Raw genomic sequence first — 19,300 nt, forward strand, 5'->3', positions numbered from 1 at the left:
CCTGATCTGGTCATCTTTGTAGTTTCCTGGACTTGGAAACTCATGGATAACCATTCGTCAACTTAGTTCGGCTTATTTTTGAGACACCACACTAGGTCCGGTGCCCCCGCCGATCCGAACCAGTTGTAAGTGCCGCTGTAGGACCGCAGCGGCTGTCGGCGGTGCGGCCGTGCCGACGTCCCTGGCACCGCGGAATCAGCCGTTCGACCGCGGAACGTGCGCGGTGCCGGCGAGTCGGACCGTGCGCCGGCTACGGCGCTTGAACACCAGCAAATAGATGCCCAGGTTGAGCACTATCACCGCCACGCCCAGGCCGATCTGCACCTTGCGCGTCAGGCCCTCGGGGTAGATGGCGGCCGCCAGGTAGTGATCGACGAAACCGCCGCCGTAGCCCGCGTCGCCGGCCTGTCGCCGCAGGCGCACCTCCAGCGGGGTGAGCGGGCAGATGCGGCCGCTCATCATCACGAAGGCGGCCCAGGCCAGGGCCGGCAGGTGCAGCAGCATCCAGCCGCGCTTCCACAGCGCCAGCAGGCCGCCCAGCACCCCGAAGGCGATGAAGACGCCGTGCAGCACCAGTACCGCGTCGGCGGCCAGGCGGGCGTTCATCTCGCCTCGGTCAGAGCGCCGGTGGCGGGCCCTGGCGGACGTCGGCCACGACGGGTGCGGGCGGCGGCACCGGGCGCGCCGGCTCGTCCGGGGCCGTCTTGCGGGACCAGGCGAACAGGCCCCAGACCGCCATGAACATCGCCGCGATCACCGGGCCGATCACGAAGCCGTTCAGGCCGAACAGGGCCATGCCGCCCAGGGTCGAGATCAGCACCACGTAATCGGGCATCTTGGTGTCCTTGCCGACCAGCAGCGGCCGCAGGATGTTGTCGACCAGGCCGATCACCACCACGCCCCACACGATCAGGCCCACGCCCTTGGCCATCGCGCCGATGGCCAGGAAGTAGAGGGCGATCGGGCCCCAGACCAGCCCGGCGCCGATGGCCGGCAACAGCGACAGGAAGGCCATCAGCACGCCCCACAGCACCGCGCCGTGGATGCCCAGGAACCACAGCGCGATGCCGCCCAGCAGGCCCTGCGTCATCGCCACGATGATGTTGCCCTTCACCGTGGCCTTGATCACGGTGGTGAACTTGCCGAGCAGCTGCTGCTTGTGATCCATGTTGAGCGGAATCGCATCCTTGATGCGCGCAGAGAGCTGGGCACCGTCGCGCAGCAGGAAGTACAGCAGGTAGAGCATGATGAAGAAGCTCACCAGGAACTCGAAGGTGTTCTGCCCGATGTTGAAGGCCCGCGAGGTAATGACCTGCGCGCCCTGCGTCAGCGCGGTGGTGATCTTGGCCTGCACCGCGTCCATGTCGCCGATGCCGAAGCGGTCGAGCAGGTCGGTCATCCAGTGCGGCATCGAGCCCATGATGTCGCGGAAGTAGGTGCCGAAGTTCAGTTCGCCCGACTGCACCCGCTGCACCACCAGGGTCACCTCCTGCACCAGCGACACCATGATCAGCGTCACCGGCAGGATCACGATCAACAGGCAGATGCCGAGCGTGGCGAAGGTGGCCAGGTTGCGGCGTCGGGGCATGCGCCGCAGCAGCCAGCGGCGCATCGGAGCGAACAGCAGCGCCAGGATCGCCGCCCAGAAGACCGCGCCGTAGAACGGAAAAAGGATGCAGAAGAAAGCGACCGTAACGGCCGCCAGCAGCCACAGGAAGGTTTTTTGTTCGAGTGAGGAGGACTTCATGGCGTGCAGGGTCGGGGTGACCGGTCGGAAAAGCCCGGATGCTACCCGGTGGCTTTCGCGAGAACTCTGTCCGTAACGAACTGTGACGTGCGGCCCGGCCTGCACGTGACAATCGCGGCCCCGCCTTCTTCGCGCTCGCTGCGCCGACTCTGGATGATCGAACCCTCTCGCGGCGCCCTGCCGGGCCAGTGCGCCGCCTTGCCATCGCATGCCGTATCGACGATGGGCGGCCGCCTGCCGCGCTGCTGGCCGGCGTGGCTGCCGGCCCTGGCCTGCACCGTGCTGCTGGTGCTGAGCAGTGCATGCGTCCATGCCGCTGTGCCCGATGCACCGCCCCCCACCACCGACGAGGTGTTGGACGCCGCGCGCCAGACACTGCAGGGCGTGCAGAAGCAGCTCGAGGGCGAGGTGCCCGACACCACCCTGCTCACCATGCGCGGCGCGGTGCTGGATGCCCAGGCCCAGACCGAGCAGACGGCCGCCGACCTGGAGCCGGCGCTTGCCAAGGTGCAGGCCCGCCTGGCCGAACTGGGCGCCGCGCCCGATGCCAAGGCCGCCGAGGCGCCCGACGTGGCCGAGCAGCGCGCCTCGCTCGAGAAGGACCGCAAGCAGATCGACGCGCAGGTCAAGCTCGCCCGGCTGCTGTCGGTGGAAGGCACGCAGACGGCCGACCAGATCGCCGAGCGGCGGCGGGCGCAGTTCACCGCACAGATCGGCGAGCGCACCGCCTCGATCCTGGGCGCGCCCTTCTGGCGCGAGCTGCGGGCCAGCCTGCCGCGCGACATGGCCCGTCTGCGGCAGACGGTATCCGAATTGATGACCGCCGCCGGCGCCACCCCGCCCGGCGTGTGGCTGGCGCTGCTGCTGGGCGCGGCCGGCGCGATCGCGCTGCGTTATTGGGCGGTGCTGCTGCTGCTGCGTTGCACCTCCCAGCACGTGCCGGCGGGGCGGCTGCGCCGCTCGCTGTTGGCGCTGGCGCTCACCGTGCTCAACGTGGCCGCACCGGCGGTGGTGGTGCACCTGGTACGCCTCGGCTTCACCAGCTACGCCGCGCTGCCCGATCCGCTGGAGAATTTCCTGCTGGCGGGTGCCGGCATGGTCTGCTTCGGCGCCTTCGTGGCGGGGCTGGGCGACGCGCTCCTGTCGCTGCGCCGGCCGTCGTGGCGGCTGCCGCCGATCGCCGACAGCGAGGCGGCGGTGATGCACCGCTACCCGATACTGCTGGCCATCGTGCTGGTCGGCAGCTGGGGGCTCGACCGGCTGACGGTGCTGCTCAATACCGGCCTGGCGACGGCGGTGGCGCAGGAATGCATATCGGCGCTGGTGATGGGCCTGGTGCTGGCCTACGGCCTGCACCGCTTCGAGAAGCAGCACCGCCGCGAGCTGGCCGCCGCACGCGCCGCGGCGGCCCGGCAGGAGGGCCCCTCCGCCGCGCCCGCCGCCACCCCGTGGACCACGGTGCTCGCCAAGCTGGTATGGGTGGGGATGGCGGCCAGCTTCCTCTGCCTGCTGGTGGGCTATGTAGCGGTCGGCAGCTTCATCGTCAAGCAGCTGGTGTGGATCGCGATCGTGTCGGCCACGGTGTACCTGCTCAACGCGCTGATCGACGACGCCTTCGTCGCCTGGCTCGGCAGCCCGCGCGGCGATGCCGACCCGACCGCTCAGACGCCCGGCATGCGGATGCGCGCCCAGTCGGCGGTGCTGCTGTCGGCGGTGGGCCGGCTCGCGGTGCTGCTGTTCGCGGTGGTGCTGATCGCCGCGCCCTTCGGCCAGGGCCCGGTGGAACTGGCGGAGCGGGCCGGCTCCCTGCGCGACGGCGTGGCCATCGGCGCGGTGCGGTTGCAGCCCAGCACGGTGCTGCAGGCGATCGCGGTTTTCGTCTTCGGCACCGTCGCGGTACGACTGGCGCAGCGCTGGCTGCGCGACCGGCTGCTGCCCACTACCGGGCTCGACGCGGCGATGCGCGACTCGGCCGTCACCCTGCTCGGCACCATGGGCACCATCGCCGCACTGGCCTTCGCGCTGTCGGCGATCGGCCTGGGGCTGGAGCGGATCGCGTGGGTCGCGAGCGCGCTGTCGGTGGGTATCGGTTTCGGCCTGCAGGCGGTGGTGTCCAACTTCGTCTCGGGCCTGATCCTGCTGGCCGAGCGGCCGGTGAAGGTGGGCGACTGGGTGTCGCTCAGCGGGGTGGAGGGCGACATCCGCCGGATCAACGTGCGCGCCACCGAGATCCAGATGAGCGACCGCTCGACCGTCATCGTGCCCAACTCGGAGTTCATCACCAAGATCGTGCGCAACGTGACGCTGGCCAACCCGCTGGGGCAGGTGTCTTTCAAGCTGCCGATGGCGCTCGACGCCGACGTGGTGCAGGTGCGCGACATCATCCTGGCCGCTTTCGCCGCCGACGAGGGAGTGCTGGACACGCCCGAGCCCAAGGTGTTCCTGGAGAGCGTCGAGACCGAGCGGCTGATCTTCGCCGCCAATGGAGCGGTGTCTTCGCCGCGTCAGGCGTATGCCGTCAAGAGCGCGTTGCTGTTCGACGTGCTGGCGCGGCTGCGCGCGATCGGCCAGTTCCCTGCGCGCGCCGCGTCGTCGGCCGACGATCCGCTGGCGCCCGACGCGCCGGTGCAGGTGCCGCCGGTCGGTGCGCCACCCGCGGGCACCGCGTGACGGTGGCGGCCCCTTCCGCATACGACCTGCGCTCGCTCACCGCGCAGTATCCGCATGCCGGCCGGCTCGAAGCCGTGTACCTGCGGCCGGCCCGCCGCGCGGCGGTGCTGGCGCCCGACCGGGCCACCGCCACCGCGGGCAAGGGCCTGCAGGGTGATCGCAGCGTGCTCTCGGCCTCCACCGGCGGCAAGCGGCAGGTGACGCTGATCCAAGCCGAGCACCTGCCGGTCATCGCGTCGTATCTGGCCCGCGACGGGCTCGATGCGGCCCTGCTGCGCCGCAACCTGGTGGTGAGCGGCCTGAACCTGCTGGCCGCCCGCGGCCTGTTCCGCGACGCGCCGATGGTGCTGCGTATCGGCGACGAAGTGCAGCTCGAAGTCTCCGGCCCGTGCGACCCTTGCTCCCGCATGGAAGACCTGCTGGGCCCCGGCGCGTACAACGCGATGCGCGGGCACGGCGGGGTGACGGCGCGGGTGCTGGTCGGCGGGCGGGTGCATGTCGGCGATGCGGTGCGCTGCGCGCCTGCGACCTCGCCTCCGCGCTGAAGCCGCAGACGGCCCGGTCCTACACCTCGGGCCGTGCGATGCCGCCACACTGCGGACAGGCACACCGTCTCGGGTGTGGCCGACTGGTAGCGAAAAGGAGCGCAACTTCATGCAAGTACAAGTCAATACCCACAATGGTGTCCAAGGCCGCGAAGCGATGGAGCTGTGGACGAACGAAGAGGTGAACGCGGGCCTGGCCCGGTTCAAGGACCATGTCACCCGCGTGGAAGTGCACATCAGCGACGAGAACAGCGGCAAGGCCGGCGCGGACGACAAGCGCTGCACGATGGAGGCCCGCGTGGCGCATCAGCCTCCCGCCGCCGTGACCCACCATGCGCCGACCGTCGACGAGGCCTTCCGCGGCGCATTGCGCAAGTTGAAGCATCTGCTGGAAAGCACGCTCGACCGCCGCAACGACCACCGCGACCGCGATTCGGTCCGCCGCGACAGCGACGCCGCGCCGGTGATTGACCAGACCTCCGTCACCTGACCCGTCCCACTGCACGGGCGGGGCCGACAGAGGCGGCACTGTCCTCGCGGCGTCTCGTCAGCGCGGCGCGCCCAGATCGCGCGCCCGCCGGGCCGAGGCCTCGAGCGCCCGGCCGTCGGGAACCGCCCGCGTCGGCCAGCCGGCCAGGTGGTGCTGCGCGATGCCCGAGAGCGCCGCGATCCAGGGGTGGCTGTCGTTCAGGCAGGGGATGTAGTGGAAAGACTCGCCGCCGGCCTGCAGGAAGGCGTGGCGCACTTCCATGTTGATTTCTTCCAGCGTCTCCAGGCAGTCGCCGGTGAAGCCGGGACAGAGCACGTCGACCCGCTTGGTGCCGGCCTTGGCCAGCGCCACCAGCGTCGGCTCGGTGTAGGGCTCGAGCCACTTGGCGCGGCCGAAGCGCGACTGGAAGGTGACCTTGACCTCGTGCGCATGCAGACCCAGTTCGGCGGCCAGCAGGCGGGCCGTTTTGTAGGCCTCGCAGTGGTACGGGTCGCCCAGCTGCAGGGTGCGCGCCGGCACGCCGTGGAAGCTCATCACCAGCATCTCGCCACGGCCCTCGGTGCGCCAGTAGCGCTCCACCTGGGCGGCCAGCGCGGCGATGTAGCCGGGGTCGTCGTGGTAGCGGTTGACGAAGCGCAGCTCGGGCAGGTTGCGCTGCCGTGCGCTCCAGGCGTTGACCGCGTCGACCACGCTGGCGGTGGTGGTGCCCGAGTACTGCGGATAGGCCGGCAGCACCAGGATGCGGGTGGCGCCGTCGGCCTTCAACGCGTCGAGCTGCGACGCGATCGAGGGGTTGCCGTAGCGCATCGCGTAGCGCACCTCGACCTGGTGGCCGGCCTCGCCCAGCCAGCCGCGCAGCATCGTCGCCTGCTTGGCCGTCCAGGTCTTGAGCGGCGAGCCCTCGTCGGTCCAGATGCTGCGGTACTTGGCGGCCGACTTGGAGGGCCGGGTGCGCAGGATGATGCCGTGCAGGATCGGCAGCCAGAGCAGCCGCGGGATCTCGACCACGCGGGGGTCGGCCAGGAACTCGGCCAGGTAGCGGCGCACCGCGCCGGGCGTGGCCGCGTCGGGGGTGCCGAGGTTGCAATACAGGACGGCTATCTTGGGCGCTTGGCCGTGGCGGAAGGTGGGCTCGGGGGCGAAAGTAGGCAAGGAAATCCTGGAAAACCTGGAAAAAGGGGCACGGGGGCGATGCGATATTCTCGGCGACCCATGCCCCCCACACCCGATTTAGATGTATCCAGAATCCGCGCGATCAGCCTGGACCTGGACGACACGCTCTGGCCCGTCTGGCCCGCCATCGAGCGCGCCGAGGGCGTGCTGCACGCCTGGCTGGCGCAGCACGCGCCGGCCACCGCCGCACTGTTCGCGGACACCGCCGCGCTGCGCAGGATACGGGTCGCGATGGCAGACGAACTGCCCCACATGCGCCACGACCTGAGCGGCCTGCGGCGCGAGTCGATCCGCCGCGCGCTGCAGCAGGCGGGCGACGACGCGGCGCTGGCCGAGCCTGCGTTCGACGCCTTCTTCGCCGCGCGCCAGCAGGTCGACTTCTACGCCGACGCGCTGGATGCGCTGGCCCGCCTGGCCGCGCGCTGGCCGCTGGTGGCGCTGAGCAACGGCAACGCCAACGTGCACACGGTCGGCATCGGCGCGCACTTCTCCGCGTCGATCTCGGCGCAGGGCCTGGGCATCGCCAAGCCCGATGCGCGCATCTTCGCGGCGGCGGCCGGATCGGTCGGTGTGCCGGTAAATGCGGTGCTGCACGTGGGCGACGACGTGGCGATGGACGTAGTGGGCGCGCTCGATGCGGGCATGCAGGCGGTGTGGGTCAACCGCGCCGGGCTGGCCTGGGAACATCCGCGCCGCCCGCAGCTGGAAGTGACCGAGCTGGGCGCGCTGTGCGACCGGCTGGGCTGCCCGGCCGTTTCATAGGTCAAAAGTGCCGCTGGTCGGCGCCGTTCGCCGGCCTCCAGCTACGAATTCGATAGCATCTGCGCCGCCGCGATGCCGCTGCGCACCGCGCCTTCCAGCGTCGCCGGATAGGGCCCGTTCAGATAGTCGCCGCAGGCCGGCAGCCCCGGCGCGACCTGCTGCGGCGGGCGCGTCAGGCCGGGCGTGCAGGCGAAGGTGGCGCGCTTCTCGACGATGGTCTGCACCGGCTCCACCGCCAGGCCCAGCTGGTCCCGGGCCTGCCGCACCACCGCCTGCTCCAGCGCCGCGCGCTCGCCGTGGCTGGCGCTGACCACGAAGGCCAGCAGCCCGGCCGGTCCGCCCAGCTGGCCGCGGTCGAAGACGAACTGCGCCGGCGCGGCGTCGCTGCTGCGCAGGGTCAGTAGCGGCTCTGCCAGGCCGGTGGCGGCGCGGGCGTAGACGGTGGTGATCGCCTCGAAGCGCAGGGCCCGTGCCTGGGCGCACCACACGGCCGATGCCGCCGGCTCGGCGGCTTCGGCGAGGCGGGCCGCCTCGCCCGGCGGGCAGGCGAGCAGCACCCGGTCGAACGGCTCGCCGTCCACCGTCCAGCCGTCGCCGCCACGGGCGATCGACTGCACCCGCCAGTGCAATTGCACCGGCATGCCGTGCGCGGCCAGCCAGCGCTGGGCCGGCACCGGGAACAGCGCGCCCAGGTCGGTCCGCGGCAGCAGCAGGTGCGAGCCGCCGGGCACGCCGAAGAGCGCGTCCTGCAGCACCCGCAGGAACACCTGGCCGCTGGCCGCGCGGGCCGGCGTGTTGAGGGCCGAGACGCAGAGCGGCTCGATCAGTTCTTCCATCACCCGCGGCGCCAGGCTGGCGCAGAGGCCGGCCACCGTCTGCTGCGGCGCGCAGTGGAAACCGCGCTGCTGCCAGCGGCCCGCGGTGCGCAGCAAGGACCATTTGTCGGCCACGCTCCAGCCGCGGGCGGTCACCACGCCCAGCAGCAGGTCGAGCGGCGCGGGCGCTTTCGGCAGCGCCAGGCCGCGGCCATCGGGATAGCGCAGCGACAGCGGCATCCGCAGCAGCACCTCGTGCTCCGCCACGTCCACCAGGGCCATCAGCCGCAGCGTCTCGGTATAGGCGCCGATCAGGATGTGCTGGCCGTTGTCGAGCAGCGGCACCACCTCGCCATGTCCGTGGCCGTGGCCCGCCACCGTGCGTGCCCGGCCGCCGGCCATGCCCGCTGCCTCGAACACCGTGACCGTGTGCCCCGCGCGCACCGCCTCCACCGCCGCCGCCAGCCCCGCCCAGCCGGCTCCGACGATCGCGAGCCTCATGGCGGGCACCGTAACGGCAGGGCACGCGGGCACTCCGCTCCCGCCAGGGTTGCCGTGGAACCGGCTCCGCCGGACCGCCGGTAACGCCCCCTGCAAGGAGGATGGCGCAGACACGCGGTGCACAGCCTGGGGATGTGCTTCATACCCGTCCGAGCGCCTGGACTTTCCACGCGAGCCAGAACTTGCGCAGCGGGGTGAGGCCGAACCGCTGGTGCAGCACCTGGAAGTCGTCGCGGGCGATCTCGCCCAGCAGGGTGCGGTAGATGCTGGCCATCATCAGGCCCGGCTTCTGGGTGCGGCGGTCGGCCGGCGGCAGCAGCGCCAGCGCTTCGGCGTAGAGGCGCTGCGCCCGCTCGGTCTGGAAGCGCATCAGCGCCACGAAGCGGTCGGAGTGGACGCGCTTGAGGATCTCGTGGGCCTTCACGTCGAACTGCTGCAGCTCGTTGACCGGCAGGTAGATGCGGCCGCGCAGCGCGTCCTCGCCCACGTCGCGGATGATGTTGGTCAGCTGGAAAGCCAGGCCCAGCCGGTGGGCGTAGGCCGTGGTGGCCGGGTCGGTCTGGCCGAAGATGCGCGCCGCCACCTCGCCCACCACGCCGGCCACCAGGTGGCAGTAGCGCTCCAGGCCCGCGAAGTCGAGGTAGCGGGTCTGCTCCAGGTCCATCTGGCAGCCCTGCACGACGGCCTGCAGGTGGCGCTCTTCGATGCCGTAGTCGGGCACGTGCGGCATCAGGGCCTTCATCACCGGATGGCTGGGCTGGCCGGCGAACGCGCGGCCGATCTCGGTGTGCCACCAGGCGAGCTTGGTGGCGGCGACGCCCGGGTCCTGCATGTCGTCGACCACGTCGTCCACCTCGCGGCAGAAGGCATAGAAGGCGGTGATCGCGGCGCGGCGGGGCCGCGGCAGGAACAGGAACGCGTAATAGAAGCTGCTGCCCGAGGCGGCGGCTTTTTGCTGAACGTAGTCTTCGGGGTTCATGGGGCGGTGTCGTGGTGCCCGATTGTCCCACCCGGGCCGCACCCGGCCGGCGTGGCGCCGCGCGCCCTACATCCTCAGGGCGCGCCAGAGCATCGCCGGGGCGTCGCGGGCGCCCACCGTCGGCCGGGTGTTCAGCGTCGCATGGTCCAGCGCCGCGATGCGGTCGAGGATGCGCAGCCCGCCCTGCACCACCAGCCGCAGCTCCCAGCCGGCCCGGCCGGGGATGCGGTGCACCAGCGGCGCGCCGCGCAGCATCTCGGCCCGGGCCCAGGCGCAGCAGTCGGCGATCAGCGCGGTGGCGGCGGGCGTCTGGCGCAGGGCGCGCAGGTCGGCCGCGGGCACGCCGTGGGCGCGGCGGTCGGCAGCGCAGAGGTAGTAGCGGCCGCGGGGAATGTCGACCGACAGGTCCTGCCAGAAGTTGACCAGCTGCAGCGCGCTGCAGATCGCATCGCTCTCGGCCAGCGCGGCCTCGCCCCGCACGCCGTAGAGGTGCAGCAGCAGCCGGCCGACCGGGTTGGCCGAGCGGCGGCAGTAGTCGAGCAGTTCGGCCCGGTCGGCATAGCCCTCGCGGTCGCGGGTCTTGCGGACGTCCTGCAGGAAGGCGTCGAGCAGGTCGCCCAGCAACGGCACCGGCAGCCGCCACCGTGCGATGGCGCCGGCCAGCGGGCCGAAGACGGCGGGCCATCGGCCCGACACAGGCCGGCCAGCGGCGGCGGCGTACAGGTCCTGCCGGTAGGCCTGCAGGTCGGCGATGCGCGCATCGGGCGCGGCCTCGCCCTCGTCGGCGATGTCGTCGGCGGTGCGGGCGAAGCCGTAGAGCGCCGCGATCGGCGGGCGCAGGGCGGGCGGGCACAGCCACGAGGCGACGGGGAAGTTCTCGTAGTGCGCCGGCGGCTCGGCGGTGGTGGGCGGAGAGGGCAGAGGTGTGGGCACGCCGCGATTGTGCGCAATCGCCTTGCCCGGCCCGGCAGGGCCGCATGGACCGGGTGGCGAAGGGTGGTTGACGTGTGTAAGCCGATGAAATAGATTACTAACCCGTAAGTCATTAAATTGTACGGACCCCGGTCCGCATGCGCCATGCCTCCTCGCGTTTCGCAGGTCCGCCTTCGCTTCTTCGCAAGGCCTCTTGCCGTGGCGTTGGCTGCCGCGCTCGCCGCCTGCTCCCGGCCCGCGCCGCCCGAGGAGCCGATCCGATCGGTGAAGCTGGTGACGGTGGAGCGCACCGACGCGCAGGCCGGCCAGGTCTTCGCCGGCGAGGTGCGCGCCCGGGTCGAGTCGCGTATCGGCTTTCGGGTCGGCGGCAAGATCCTCAGGCGCCAGGCCGAGGTGGGCCAGCGGGTGCGGCCGGGCCAGGTGCTGGCGCAGCTCGATCCGCAGGACCTGCGGCTGGCGGCCGACGCGGGCCGGGCCCAGGTGGCGTCGGCCCGCACCAGCTACGAGCTGGCGGCGGCCGATGTCAAGCGCTACTCGCAGCTCGAGAGCCAGAACTTCATCAGCGGCGCCGAGCTGGAGCGGCGCGAATCGACCCTGCGGGCGGCCAAGGCGGCGCTCGACCAGTCGCAGGCGCAGCTATCGTCCCAGGGCAACCAGGCCGGCTATGCCGACCTGAAGGCCGACGCGCCGGGCGTGGTCACCGCTATCGAGGCCGAGGCCGGCCAGGTGGTGAGCGCCGGCACGCCGGTGGTGCGGGTGGCGGTGGACGGCGTGCGCGACGCGGTCTTCGCGGTGCCCGAGAACCAGGTCGGCCGCTTCGCCGTCGGCCAGCAGATGCAGGTGCGCACCTGGGCGGGTGCCGCCCCCCTGGCCGGCAAGGTGCGCGAGGTGGGCGCCAGCGCCGATCCGGTGACCCGCACCTTCACCGTCAAGGTGGCGCTGCAGGGCGCGCCCGGCGATGTGCCGCCGCTGGGCACCACCGTGTCGGTGCTGCCGCAGCATGCGGCGGGCGACGCGCCGCCGGTGATCCGCATCCCCAGCTCCGCGCTGCGGCAGGACGGCGGCAAGACCGCGGTGTGGGTGCTGGACGCATCCTCGATGACGGTGCGCTCCCAGCCGATCGCCGTCGGCAGCGTGGACGGCAACGACGCGGTGGTGACCCATGGTCTGGAGCCCGGCATGCGGGTCGTGGCCGCCGGGGTGCATGTGCTGGCGCCGGGGCAGAAAGTCACCATTTATGAAGGAAAAAGCTCCGAGGCCGGCACCGGACGCCGGCAGCCTGCTATGGATAACGTAGCAAGCGGCACGGCAGTACCTGCAGTGCCGGCAATGGCGCCCGCATCCGCGCCGGCTGCAGCGCCCGCAGCGCCGGCGAAGTGAGGCCGCGATGACACCGCCCGACGCGCCTCCCGCCGTCCAGGACGCGTCCGCACCGGCCCCCGGCCTGGCGCCGCCCCGGGAAGGCTTCAACCTCTCCCGCTGGGCGCTGGAGCATGCGGCGCTCACCCGCTACCTGCTGGTCGCCTTCATGGTGCTGGGCTTCGCCTCGTACTTCCAGCTGGGTCAGGACGAAGACCCGCCCTTCACCTTCCGCGCGATGGTGGTCCGCACCTACTGGCCCGGCGCCACCGCCGAGCAGGTGGCCGAACAGATCACCAGCCGGCTGGAGCGCACCCTGCAGGAGGTGCCCAACGCCGACCGTATCCGCAGCTACTCCAAGCCCGGCGAGTCGCAGATCATCTTCGAGCTGAAGGACAGCTCACGCCCGTCCGACGTGCCCAACGCCTGGTACACCGTGCGCAAGAAGATCGGCGATATGCGCTACATGCTGCCCGGCAACATCCAGGGCCCGTTCTTCAACGACGAGTTCGGCGATGTCTACGGCGTGATCTACGCGCTGGAGACCGACGGCTTCTCGGAGGCCGAGCGCCGCCAGCTGGCCGAGGACGTGCGCCAGCGGCTGCTGCGGGTCCAGGACACCGCCAAGGTCGAACTCTTCGGCGTGCAGGACGAGAAGATCTTCATCGAGATCCCGCGCCAGCGCCTGGCCCAGCTGGGCCTGAACCTGAACGCGGTGATCGACCAGCTGGGCCAGCAGAACGCGGTGGAGAGCGCCGGCCTGGTGCAGACGCCGGGCGACATCGTGCAGTTGCGGGTCGAGGGCGCCTTCGAGGCGGTGGCGCAGCTGCGGGCGATGCCGGTCCGCGGCAGCTCGGGCCACCAGCTGCGGCTGGGCGACATCGCCGAGATCCGCCGCGGCACGGTCGATCCGCCCTCGGTGAAGGTGCGCCACCAGGGCCGCGAGGTGATCGCGCTCGGCGTGTCGATGGCCAAGGGCGGCGACATCGTCGCCCTCGGCAAGGCGCTGCGCGCCACCGTCGCCGACCTGGAGAAGACGCTGCCCGCCGGTGCCCGGCTGGTGCAGGTGCAGGACCAGCCGGCGGCGGTGACCGCGTCGGTGAGCGAGTTCGTGCACGTGCTGATCGAGGCGGTGGTGATCGTGCTGGCGGTGAGCTTCATCAGCCTGGGCCTGCACCGCAAGGCCGGCGCGCGGCGCTGGTGGCAGGGCTACACGCTCGACGTGCGGCCGGGGCTGGTGGTGGGCATCACCATCCCGCTGGTGCTGTCGGTCACGTTCCTGGCGATGCACTACTGGGGCATCGGGCTGCACAAGATCTCGCTCGGCTCGCTGATCATCGCGCTGGGCCTGCTGGTGGACGACGCGATCATCGCGGTCGAGATGATGGTCCGCAAGATGGAGGAGGGCTACGACAAGGCCCGTGCCGCCACCTTCGCCTACGAGATCACCGCGATGCCGATGCTCACCGGCACGCTGATCACCGCGGCGGGTTTCCTGCCGATCGGCATCGCCAAATCGGTCACCGGCGAATACACCTTCGCGATCTTCGCGGTGACGGTGGTGGCGCTGGTGCTGAGCTGGCTGGTGTCGGTGTACTTCGTGCCCTACCTCGGCACGCTGCTGCTCAAGCCGCATCCGCACCATGCGGGTCAGACCGGCGGTGCCGAAGGCGCCCAGGGCCAGCCGCACGAGATGTTCGACAGCGCCTTCTACAACCGCTTCCGCCGCACGGTGGGCTGGTGCGTGGCCCACCGCTGGATCACCATCGGCGCCACCGTGGGCATCTTCGCCCTGGGGCTGGTCGGCATGGGGCAGGTGCAGCAGCAGTTTTTCCCGGATTCGACCCGGCCCGAGATCATGGTCGACCTGTGGTCGCCCGAGGGCACGCCCTTCAGCGCCAGCGAGGACATCGCCCGGCGGGTCGAGGCGCGGCTGCAGCAGGAGGCGGGCATCCGCAGCATCAGCACCTGGGTGGGCTCGGGCGTGCCGCGCTTCTACCTGCCGCTGGACCAGGTGTTCCCGCAGGCCAACGTGTCGCAGCTGATCGTGCTGCCCGACGACCTGGCCACGCGCGAGGTGCTGCGCCGCCGGTTGCCGGCGATCCTGGCGAGCGAGTTCCCCGAGGTGCGGGGCCGGGTCAAGCTGCTGCCGAGCGGCCCGCCGGTGGCCTACCCGGTGCAGTTCCGGGTGGTGGGGACCGACCCGGCGGTGCTGCGCACACTGGCCGACGCGGTCAAGGCCGAGATGCGCAAGAGCGCCAACACCCGCGGCACCAACGACAACTGGAACGAGTCGGTCAAGTCGGTGCGGCTGGAGATCGATCAGGACAAGGCGCGGGTGCTGGGCGTCACAAGCCAGTCGATCGCGCTGGCCACCCGCACGCTCTACAGCGGCAACACCGTCGGCCAGTTCCGCGAAGGCGATCGGCTGATCGAGATCGTGATGCGCCAGCCGCTGGCCGAGCGCGACGCGGTCTCCGACATGGACAACGCCTATGTCACCACCGCCACCGGCCAGTCGATCCCGCTGCTGCAGATCGCCCGGCCCACGCTGGCCTGGGAGTACGGCGTGCTGTGGCGGCAGAACCGCGAATACGCGGTCACGGTGCAGGCCGACATCGCCGAGGGGCTGCAGGGCGCCACGGTGACGCAGGAACTGCTGCCCGCGCTGCGCAAGCTGGAGGCGGACTGGCAGCAGAACGGCCGCGCCGGCTACCGGATCGAGGTGGCGGGCGAGGTGGAGGAGAGCAGCAAGGGTTCGGCCTCGATCGCCGCGGGCGTGCCGATCATGCTGTTCGCCGTCTTCACCCTGCTGATGCTGCAGTTGCACAGCTTCAGCCGCGCGCTGCTGGTGTTCATCACCGGGCCGCTGGGCATCGCGGGCGTGGCGGCGGCGCTGATCCTTCTGGGGCGGCCGTTCGGCTTCGTGGCGCTGCTCGGCGTGATCGCGCTGATGGGCATGATCCAGCGCAACTCGGTGATCCTGATCGACCAGATCGAGCAGGAGCGGGCCCGCGGCGTGCCGGCCTGGGACGCGATCGTCGAATCGGCGGTTCGGCGGCTGCGGCCGATCGTGCTGACCGCCGCGGCCGCGGTGCTGGCGATGATCCCGCTGTCGCGCAGCGTGTTCTGGGGGCCGATGGCGGTGGCCATCATGGGCGGCCTGGTGGTGGCCACCGTGCTGACCCTGCTGTCCCTGCCGGCGATGTACGCCGCATGGTTCCGGGTGAAGCGCGAACCGCCCGCCCGCGCATGAAGAATCGCGGCGCCGGAGGAATCGGTCTTCCGGCACGCTAAAATCCCGGGTTGACCGATTCGCACATGTGTCGCTTGACCGGGACACGTGGGGCTTTTTCTCAGTTTGCGCGGGTGGCGAAATTGGTAGACGCACCAGGTTTAGGTCCTGACGCCAGCAATGGTGTGGGGGTTCGAGTCCCCCCCCGCGCACCACGGGCATGCATCAGCGTTTTGCGCCGATCGTCACATTCCCGGTTCTGGGCCCGTTTCTCCCCGGAGGAACGGGCTTCTTTGCCCGTCCGTAGCCAAGAAATCGGCCTCCATGAAAGCCGATACGATGCATCCGCGATCTGGAGCCGAAGTTGCTGCGTTGATCGGTCGCGCTACACCACCGAGCTCAAGCCGCGAATGCGCGATGCCAACCGGGCCAATTCGTCATCGTCCGCACGTCGATGGTCGTGAGAAGAAATATAGCCTTCGTACCTCGGAAAGTATTTGTCGACATTCGATTTGATGGGCCGCCAATCACCCGCGGTCCCGTGCATCGGAAAGAGCTTGACGTGCGCGTGGTTGATGCCGAACCCCTCCATCATGCACCCCGTGCGCCCCACGTCATCAAAAGCCTTGTCCAGACGCAAAGCGACAGTCTTTGCCGCGATCATCAGATCCGAGAGTACGGAGTCTTGAAGTTCGAATAGATAGCTCGGCCGATGCTCCTTGGTGATCACCACACTGAAACCGGGGGTATTCGGAAAAATCGAAAGAAAGGCTAGATGCTTTTCATCTTCCCAGATTTTATGGGCGGGAAGTTTACCGCTGACGATTGAACAGAAAATACAATCTTCCATATCAGTGAAGGTCTATTGTTGGTTCGCTAATCTGTTGCTGCGCCATGCATAGTTGACATTGACACTGTCTAACGAATGACGATCCGAAAGATAGTTTAAACATAGGGATGAAATTGCTCCTGCAATTTCCGTGTTGGCCGGTCCAAAGCTAGGCGCAATGATGTTGGGGCCTCTTGACCAATTTATACTGCTAGTGCCTATCTCGCATGATGAAAACCTTGCGAAGTAGCACGAGTATCTGTGAAAATATGCGTCTGATACGACGAAAGCCCGGGAGAGGGCTGCGATATTGGCGCTAATTCCGAGTGGCTCGTCCGCGATGACGATACATGCATCGTGAGCATCTGCCAACGACACAATACTATTAATGTCTAACAACGATGACTCCGTTGAAACATCGATGTCAGAATAGCGAGCAAAAATTTCACTTCTCAGGACATTTACTTTAGGTAAGCCAATATGCTGCTTTGTCCAGAAGAACTGCCTGTTCAAGTTGCTTTCTTCGATGGTATCGTGATCAATCAACGTTAATTTCGCGACGCCAGCGCCAGCTAGATTCATTGCCGCGAGGGATCCAATGCCCCCACACCCGATGATCACCACGTTGGCCGAAGCAATGTTACACACCTTCTTGATTAAATCGGCACAGTTCGACGATTCGGTGCATAAATAGGATGTAGTTCTACTCAGGCGCGGATTTTTTAGGTAGGCCGCGGACTGAGCAACTTCTTCTGCAGATCCGAATAATATCGACCCACTTTTAATCAGTGCTTCCCAAAAACTCTCTGCCCCGTCGGGCTTGAAGGACGCAATTCCATCTCGGCTATTGATGTAAATTTTCTCGCCGTCATTGCCAATTACGGTGGAGGGGATACACAGGCCGACAATGTTGCCTCCAACCGAAACGATTCCATCACGAACGTGATTTCGATCGTCCATGAATTGATTGATCATAGGGCTAAATATAAAAGGGTAGGGATTTGGCCCCTACCCTGACGTCAATTAATTGACCCCGTAGAATATCCATCCGCCTGCGCCGATATCGTCTTGCGCAATACTTGCGGAGATGACTTCACCGATGGGATGCCATGTGATCGTTTCCGCATTCGCCGACGTGATTAAATTCCTGTCGGACGCTGTGAGATTCGAAGCTGGCAGCGCCTAAAGCATAGGGGCTTCGGTTGCGATGCTCCCAGAGGCAGGTTCCTTATTCAGAAATGAGGCTTGAGCGCCTGATGCCGCCAGAACCAGCGTCGTGATGGCGAGCGACGTTTTCTTGCTAATCATGCTTTCTCCTTCAAAAAAACCTGCCACATGCAGGGGCTTTTAATGCTCGGGTACCCGATATTCCTTGTCAACTAAGCCGTTTCATGTGTTTTCGTATGTCGCAAAATGTTGCATTTAAAACGCCGGCCTGATTTATGCGACCCGACGCGGTTACCCCGCCGAGGGGTCTTGCGCACTGCCGAAATAGAAACGGGCAGACGTTTCGTGCGTTGGGTGGTGTCCGGCGATGGCGCATGCTTCCAAAGCGGGGGGCCTTTTGAGTGGAACAGTTCTGGATCGACGAGGGTGAAGACACCGCCAGCATCGCGAACGCGCCATCGGCGCGCGGACGCGAAGCACGTCCTCGTTCTGCCCTCGCGCCAGCCCGGGCAGGAACACAGCGGGCAACCGTTAGAATTCGAGGTTGCATTTTTGCAGGACGGCGCTGACCCATCCCGCGCAACTCCCGCATACCTTGCGCAAGGTGTTGATTCTTAAGCGTTTAAGACTCTCCCCCCGCGCACCACGCAAGCATCCCGGCAGGCAGATCTCTGACCGCCGCCGACCGATCTCATAGGAGAAAATATGGCCGTCAATGTGGAAACCCTCGACAAGCTGGAGCGCAAAATCACGCTGACGCTGCCAGTCACCACGATCCAGTCGGAAGTCGACGCGCGCCTCAAGCGCCTCGCCCGCACCGTCAAGATGGACGGCTTTCGTCCCGGCAAGGTGCCGATGAACGTGGTGGCCCAGCGCTACGGCTACTCGGTGCAGTACGAAGTCATGAACGACAAGGTCGGCGAGGCCTTCTCGGCGGCCGCCAACGAAGCGCAGCTGCGCGTGGCCGGTCAGCCGACCATCACCGAGAAGGACGGCGCGCCCGAAGGCGAACTGGTCTTCGACGCCGTCTTCGAGGTGTTCCCCGAAGTCAAGATCGCCGACCTGTCGGATGCCGACGTCGAGAAGCTCAACGCCGAAGTAGACGAGACCGCGATCAACCGCACCCTCGACATACTGCGCAAGCAGCGCCGTACCTTCGCCCAGCGTGCCCAGGACTCGGGCGCCGAAGACGGCGACCGGGTCACGGTCGACTTCGAAGGCAAGATCGACGGCGAAGTGTTTCAGGGCGGCAAGGCCGAGGCGTTCCAGTTCCTGGTCGGCGAAGGCCAGATGTTGAAGGAATTTGAGGAAGCCGTGCGCGGCATGAAGGCCGGCGAAAGCAAGACCTTCCCGCTGGCCTTCCCCGAGGACTACCACGGCAAGGACGTCGCCGGAAAGCAGGCCGATTTCATGGTTACGGTCAAGAAGATCGAACAGGCTAACCTGCCGGAAGTCAACGAACTGCTGGCCAAGTCGCTCGGCATCGCCGACGGCACGGTCGAAGGCCTGCGTGCCGACATCAAGAAGAACCTGGAGCGCGAAGTCAAGTTCCGCGTCCTGTCGCGCAACAAGCAGTCCGTCATGGACGCTCTGATCTCGAAGGCCGAACTCGACCTGCCCAAGGCGAGCGTACAGGCCGAAGTCGAGCGCATGATCGAAAGCGCCCGTGCCGACCTGAAGCAGCGCGGCATCAAGGACGCCGACAAGGCGCCGATCCCCGACGACGTGTTCCGTCCGCAGGCCGAACGCCGCGTGCGCTTGGGTCTGGTGGTGGCCGAGCTGGTGCGTGCCAACGCCCTGCATGCCAAGCCCGAACAGATCAAGGCCCACATCGACGAGCTGGCCGCCAGCTACGAGAAGCCGGCCGACGTGGTCCGCTGGTACCAGAGCGACCGCCAGCGCCTGGCCGAAGTCGAAGCGGTCGTGATCGAGAACAACGTTACCGAATTCGTGCTGTCCAAGTCCAAGGTTACCGAGAAGGCCGTGTCCTTCGACGAGCTGATGGGCCAGCAGGGCTGAGCGCCTCCGCGCCCGTCGCCCGGCCTGCCATGGCCATGGGGCTTGTGCTTTTCGGCACAGGCCCCATGTCGTTTTC

16 protein-coding genes and 1 tRNA gene are annotated in these 19,300 nt (G+C 68.2%); 8 read left to right on the forward strand and 9 right to left on the reverse strand.

Annotated elements, in window-relative coordinates; genetic code table 11:
* Positions 1 to 195: 195 nt before the first annotated feature.
* Both DFQ15_RS05670 and DFQ15_RS05675 read right to left on the reverse strand, forming a co-directional pair.
* Positions 196 to 606, reverse strand: a complete 411-nt coding sequence (locus tag DFQ15_RS05670) for a DUF2784 domain-containing protein (RefSeq protein WP_110465048.1) — start codon at positions 604 to 606, stop codon at positions 196 to 198.
* 10 nt (positions 607 to 616) lie between these two features.
* Positions 617 to 1,747, reverse strand: coding sequence for an AI-2E family transporter (locus DFQ15_RS05675; RefSeq protein WP_110465049.1), 1,131 nt, complete (start codon positions 1,745 to 1,747; stop codon positions 617 to 619).
* Positions 1,748 to 1,900: 153 nt separating this feature from the next.
* On the opposite strand from DFQ15_RS05675, the gene DFQ15_RS05680 reads away from it, so the two are divergent.
* The 3 genes from DFQ15_RS05680 to DFQ15_RS05690 all read left to right on the forward strand — a co-directional run bounded on the left by DFQ15_RS05680 (position 1,901) and on the right by DFQ15_RS05690 (position 5,452).
* Positions 1,901 to 4,417, forward strand: a complete 2,517-nt coding sequence (locus DFQ15_RS05680) for a DUF3772 domain-containing protein (RefSeq protein WP_110465050.1) — start codon at positions 1,901 to 1,903, stop codon at positions 4,415 to 4,417.
* Positions 4,414 to 4,962, forward strand: coding sequence for an MOSC domain-containing protein (locus DFQ15_RS05685; protein WP_110465051.1), 549 nt, complete (start codon positions 4,414 to 4,416; stop codon positions 4,960 to 4,962). Before DFQ15_RS05680 ends, DFQ15_RS05685 begins: the two co-directional genes overlap by 4 nt.
* A 109-nt stretch (positions 4,963 to 5,071) precedes the next feature.
* Positions 5,072 to 5,452 carry an HPF/RaiA family ribosome-associated protein gene (locus DFQ15_RS05690; RefSeq protein ID WP_110465152.1) on the forward strand — a complete coding sequence of 127 codons (381 nt, stop codon included), beginning with the start codon at positions 5,072 to 5,074 and terminating at the stop codon, positions 5,450 to 5,452.
* A 57-nt stretch (positions 5,453 to 5,509) separates the two neighbouring features.
* On the opposite strand, the gene hemH is transcribed toward DFQ15_RS05690, so the two are convergent.
* Entirely contained in the window at positions 5,510 to 6,604 is a 1,095-nt protein-coding gene (hemH, locus tag DFQ15_RS05695) for a ferrochelatase (protein WP_110465052.1), read from the reverse strand.
* A 60-nt stretch (positions 6,605 to 6,664) separates the two neighbouring features.
* On the opposite strand from hemH, the gene DFQ15_RS05700 reads away from it, so the two are divergent.
* Positions 6,665 to 7,387: an HAD family hydrolase gene (locus DFQ15_RS05700; RefSeq protein ID WP_110465053.1), complete on the forward strand. Its 723-nt coding sequence runs from the start codon at positions 6,665 to 6,667 to the stop codon at positions 7,385 to 7,387.
* A 41-nt stretch (positions 7,388 to 7,428) separates the two neighbouring features.
* Here DFQ15_RS05700 and hpnE read toward each other — a convergent pair whose 3' ends face one another.
* From hpnE to hpnC, 3 genes are all read right to left on the reverse strand, one after another.
* Entirely contained in the window at positions 7,429 to 8,703 is a 1,275-nt protein-coding gene (gene hpnE / locus DFQ15_RS05705) for a hydroxysqualene dehydroxylase HpnE (protein WP_110465054.1), read from the reverse strand.
* 139 nt (positions 8,704 to 8,842) lie between these two features.
* A complete protein-coding gene (hpnD, locus tag DFQ15_RS05710) occupies positions 8,843 to 9,682 on the reverse strand; it encodes a presqualene diphosphate synthase HpnD (protein WP_110465055.1) in 840 nt (279 codons plus the stop codon).
* Positions 9,683 to 9,748: 66 nt separating this feature from the next.
* Entirely contained in the window at positions 9,749 to 10,615 is an 867-nt protein-coding gene (hpnC, locus tag DFQ15_RS05715; protein WP_110465056.1) for a squalene synthase HpnC, read from the reverse strand.
* Positions 10,616 to 10,759: 144 nt separating this feature from the next.
* On the opposite strand from hpnC, the gene DFQ15_RS05720 reads away from it, so the two are divergent.
* From DFQ15_RS05720 to DFQ15_RS05730, 3 genes are all read left to right on the forward strand, one after another.
* Positions 10,760 to 11,995 carry an efflux RND transporter periplasmic adaptor subunit gene (locus DFQ15_RS05720; RefSeq protein WP_110465057.1) on the forward strand — a complete coding sequence of 412 codons (1,236 nt, stop codon included), beginning with the start codon at positions 10,760 to 10,762 and terminating at the stop codon, positions 11,993 to 11,995.
* 7 nt (positions 11,996 to 12,002) lie between these two features.
* The gene (locus DFQ15_RS05725; RefSeq protein WP_110465058.1) at positions 12,003 to 15,230 is read left to right on the forward strand and encodes an efflux RND transporter permease subunit; all 3,228 of its coding nucleotides are present in this window, start codon (positions 12,003 to 12,005) and stop codon (positions 15,228 to 15,230) included.
* 107 nt (positions 15,231 to 15,337) lie between these two features.
* Positions 15,338 to 15,424: transfer RNA gene (locus DFQ15_RS05730), tRNA-Leu, on the forward strand.
* Positions 15,425 to 15,594: 170 nt separating this feature from the next.
* Here the strand turns inward: DFQ15_RS05730 and DFQ15_RS05735 are convergent.
* From DFQ15_RS05735 to DFQ15_RS18045, 3 genes are all read right to left on the reverse strand, one after another.
* On the reverse strand, positions 15,595 to 16,059 hold the full coding sequence (locus DFQ15_RS05735; RefSeq protein WP_110465059.1) for an HIT family protein: 465 nt from the start codon (positions 16,057 to 16,059) through the stop codon (positions 15,595 to 15,597).
* A 12-nt stretch (positions 16,060 to 16,071) separates the two neighbouring features.
* Positions 16,072 to 17,013, reverse strand: a complete 942-nt coding sequence (locus tag DFQ15_RS05740; protein ID WP_146228659.1) for a HesA/MoeB/ThiF family protein — start codon at positions 17,011 to 17,013, stop codon at positions 16,072 to 16,074.
* A gap of 207 nt (positions 17,014 to 17,220) precedes the next feature.
* On the reverse strand, positions 17,221 to 17,346 hold the full coding sequence (locus DFQ15_RS18045; RefSeq protein WP_259292622.1) for a hypothetical protein: 126 nt from the start codon (positions 17,344 to 17,346) through the stop codon (positions 17,221 to 17,223).
* A 564-nt stretch (positions 17,347 to 17,910) separates the two neighbouring features.
* Between DFQ15_RS18045 and tig the strand changes: the two genes are divergently transcribed.
* Positions 17,911 to 19,224 (forward strand): trigger factor, encoded by a 1,314-nt coding sequence (gene tig, locus DFQ15_RS05745; protein ID WP_110465060.1) that lies wholly within the window; start codon positions 17,911 to 17,913, stop codon positions 19,222 to 19,224.
* The last annotated feature ends 76 nt before the right edge of the window (positions 19,225 to 19,300 follow it).

Source organism: Xylophilus ampelinus (assembly GCF_003217575.1).
Taxonomy (GTDB): Bacteria; Pseudomonadota; Gammaproteobacteria; order Burkholderiales; family Burkholderiaceae_C; genus Xylophilus; species Xylophilus ampelinus.

Excerpts from the sequence above, each read along its gene's own strand:
- DFQ15_RS05670 (WP_110465048.1), bottom strand. The coding sequence starts at position 606 with ATGAACGCCCGCCTGGCCGCCGACGCGGTACTGGTGCTGCACGGCGTC.
- DFQ15_RS05675 (WP_110465049.1), bottom strand. The coding sequence starts at position 1,747 with ATGAAGTCCTCCTCACTCGAACAAAAAACCTTCCTGTGGCTGCTGGCG.
- DFQ15_RS05680 (WP_110465050.1), top strand. The coding sequence starts at position 1,901 with ATGATCGAACCCTCTCGCGGCGCCCTGCCGGGCCAGTGCGCCGCCTTG.
- DFQ15_RS05690 (WP_110465152.1), top strand. The coding sequence starts at position 5,072 with ATGCAAGTACAAGTCAATACCCACAATGGTGTCCAAGGCCGCGAAGCG.
- DFQ15_RS05700 (WP_110465053.1), top strand. The coding sequence starts at position 6,665 with ATGCCCCCCACACCCGATTTAGATGTATCCAGAATCCGCGCGATCAGC.
- hpnE (WP_110465054.1), bottom strand. The coding sequence starts at position 8,703 with ATGAGGCTCGCGATCGTCGGAGCCGGCTGGGCGGGGCTGGCGGCGGCG.
- hpnD (WP_110465055.1), bottom strand. The coding sequence starts at position 9,682 with ATGAACCCCGAAGACTACGTTCAGCAAAAAGCCGCCGCCTCGGGCAGC.
- DFQ15_RS05720 (WP_110465057.1), top strand. The coding sequence starts at position 10,760 with ATGCCTCCTCGCGTTTCGCAGGTCCGCCTTCGCTTCTTCGCAAGGCCT.
- DFQ15_RS05725 (WP_110465058.1), top strand. The coding sequence starts at position 12,003 with ATGACACCGCCCGACGCGCCTCCCGCCGTCCAGGACGCGTCCGCACCG.
- DFQ15_RS05735 (WP_110465059.1), bottom strand. The coding sequence starts at position 16,059 with ATGGAAGATTGTATTTTCTGTTCAATCGTCAGCGGTAAACTTCCCGCC.
- DFQ15_RS05740 (WP_146228659.1), bottom strand. The coding sequence starts at position 17,013 with ATGATCAATCAATTCATGGACGATCGAAATCACGTTCGTGATGGAATC.
- DFQ15_RS18045 (WP_259292622.1), bottom strand. The coding sequence starts at position 17,346 with ATGATTAGCAAGAAAACGTCGCTCGCCATCACGACGCTGGTTCTGGCG.
- tig (WP_110465060.1), top strand. The coding sequence starts at position 17,911 with ATGGCCGTCAATGTGGAAACCCTCGACAAGCTGGAGCGCAAAATCACG.